The following is a 2,619-nucleotide window of genomic DNA, read 5'->3' on the forward strand; positions in this document are numbered from 1 at the left end:
CTCAATATTTACCGTTCTAGTTTCCCCTACGTCCAGGGGAAATGGTTCAGGTAAAGTTATATACTCTATCAGACTGAAGGGAGAAGATTCGCCTGGCCCTACCAGTAGCTTAGGTTGTCCAGTCTCATTATCCGATTCAAAATCATTGACAACGGATACCACCGTCATGTTGCCTTGGGAAACATTTGTTAGCTCAATACTATACGAATCCGTTTGGCCAGGAGTCAGTATTAGCTCCTGTCTGACCGGGGTAATTCTTAAACCGTTGCCTACATTGCTCTCTTGAGCTCTGGTTGATAGTGCTAAAACAGTGGCGCTGGTTATTGCCGCTACAATAAATATAAAACGCTTTAAGATTTGTTTATTTTCAACCACAGATATAACCCTCACTTATTCTTGGGTATTCTAGCAGATTTTTTTACTAAAACGTAGCCAAGGCCACATAGGTCAAAGTTGAGGTGTAGACACCTGGGGCTTGGTTTTGGGTGACATTTACAAGATAGGTGGCAGTAAGCCTGTTAAAATTCGTAGACAACGGAGAGTTAGCAATTACATCACCGTTTGAGAACTTGAACTGGTTGACAACATTATAGTCTCCAATCGGGCCGGTGGTTCCTGAACCAACAACATTTTGGCCAATATTAGGATTACTGTTGTCTCTTAGATTAATACCAAACTGACTACTACCTGGAGAAGAAGGGCCTCTAGAGGATAAAGCCGTAATCGTATTGATGCCAGATGTCATAGTTGTGCCGATAACACTTATAGACATACCCCCTACCCCGTTAGTACCTCCAGCCATTTGCGATGTCGCTGTGTTAGCCGATGTAGAACTTAGTTCGCCAAAGTTTATTTGATCTCCGCTTGCTGAACTGCAATCGGTAGCCACAGTAATGCCTGCGCAGAAAATCAAAAATGGCGGCACGAAAGCACTCACGTCAAACTGATCAACAATCGCATAGACTAAGCCTGCTTCCTCAGTCGATGGTCCCGTTCCATCATTAGTAGAATAAGTGATTACCCTGACATAGTGAGAACCTTCGTTTGAAGGGTTATCGACGCCTGTGAACGAATAACTGACCGTACCCGCGGAGGATATTGCCGGAACCCTGGTCAACAACAAATCGTTGGCGGTTACGCCTGGGTCAATAATGAATCCAGTTTCCCCGGTTTGGCCAGCAAGTGCCGCACCGCTGATGTCAAAGCCAGCAGGTGGCGTACAAGCTTCGAACGGCAGGGGGTCTTCCTGGCAAAACTCCAATTGGATGGAGCCCAATAGTCCGGGTATGGTTATGTCAAACTGAAAGTCAAAGGTTACATTGGTCGCGCCAGCTTCAGATGTGCTTATCGTAAGGCTGCGGCTGTCTAGCCCTGGTGCCGAGTGTGTTGGCTCAGGAGTGAGGACTGGCACCGCACTTACAAGCAGTGCCAGTATCAGAACGGTTGGGAGCAATCGTCTCAACACGCTCACTCCTTAAGTCTTAGAACGTCGCCGTACCGATGAAGGTCAGGGTAACGGTGTACAGACCAGTCGGGGTGGTGATGGCCGAGGTACCGGCGAAGTCGAGTTCTATCATTTCGTCGTTCACAACGCCGCCGCTTAGACTCGAGTCAGCTATTCTGTCGGTTGAACCGGACTCGTCAAAGGCGTAGCCGTTGCCGCCGCTGTTGTCGCAGGCGCCATCGTATTCAGTGTCCAAGTCCAAACCGGTGGTGGCCGTACCCACATCCTGGCCAGTGTAATCGATGTTGAAAGCACACATACCAAACTCTTCCGTGCCAGCAACAATCGGAGTCTGGGCAGTACCGACGCTTTTAATACACTGGTCGGTTTCCACGTCGCCGGCGTTACAGCTGGCGCCTGAGACGCGCAGGGCTCCCAGGTGGTTGGTACCGGTACCTGCCTGCTCGGCGAAGTAGTCTACTACCACGCCATTAGCGGCGTTCGTACGTACCCAGACCGAACCTTGGCTGGGCGAAGCTTGGGTGGTGGCCCGATTAACCTGGGCAAAGTCAAGGACACCCATGTCCACGGCGTTACCCGTCATGCCGCTACATTCGTTAGGACCCGTGGCGTTAGTGCCTACGCAGAACTGTAGGATTTCCTGGACGCGGGCGGTAATAGTCAGCTGCTCGGCCGTGCTAAGAGCGATACCGCCGTCATTGTTGCCAGCTGGTTCCGGGGTCAGCGAGTAGGCAGTCGGCGTAGTAGCCGTAAAGGTGTATAGGCGGGCATAGAAACTGTTGTTGTCTGAGCCGCCATCGGTACTGTTGTCCGGGTTTACTACCCCGTCTACCGTAGCGGTAAAGGTGCCTGTGCTACCGGTCTCGGCTACGTTACAGGTAAAGTCTAGGAAGTTGTCGCCGGGAGTAATCGCTTCTAGAGAAATTACAGTACAGCTGGAGGCGCCAGACAATGCCGCTGAATCTAACGTAACCGAATCAAGATCGGGTACGTCGTCTCCGGTACCATCAAGTACACAGTTAGTATTGGGCAGGGGATCACCGTCGCAGAACGAAACGCGGAACGAACCGACGTCTGTGTTCGGAATGTCGAACTGGATGTCGTAGGTGACGTTAGTCGCACCAGCCTCCGATGAGCCTATGGTTATGGAGCGC

At 50.9% G+C, this 2,619-nt stretch carries 3 protein-coding genes; all 3 read right to left on the reverse strand.

Annotation, left to right across the window (positions count from 1 at the left end; translation table 11 throughout):
* A partial coding sequence (locus VGA08_00515) for a hypothetical protein (protein HEX9679089.1) occupies nt 1-375 on the reverse strand: 375 nt, incomplete at its 3' end.
* A 46-nt stretch (nt 376-421) separates the two neighbouring features.
* Nucleotides 422-1,471, reverse strand: a complete 1,050-nt coding sequence (locus VGA08_00520; protein ID HEX9679090.1) for a hypothetical protein — start codon at nt 1,469-1,471, stop codon at nt 422-424.
* A gap of 10 nt (nt 1,472-1,481) precedes the next feature.
* Nucleotides 1,482-2,619 (reverse strand): hypothetical protein (locus tag VGA08_00525; protein HEX9679091.1); only part of this gene is annotated, 1,138 nt, incomplete at its 5' end.

The organism is Candidatus Saccharimonadales bacterium, from assembly GCA_036397795.1.
In the GTDB taxonomy this organism is placed as follows: domain Bacteria; phylum Patescibacteriota; class Saccharimonadia; order Saccharimonadales; family DASWIF01; genus DASWIF01.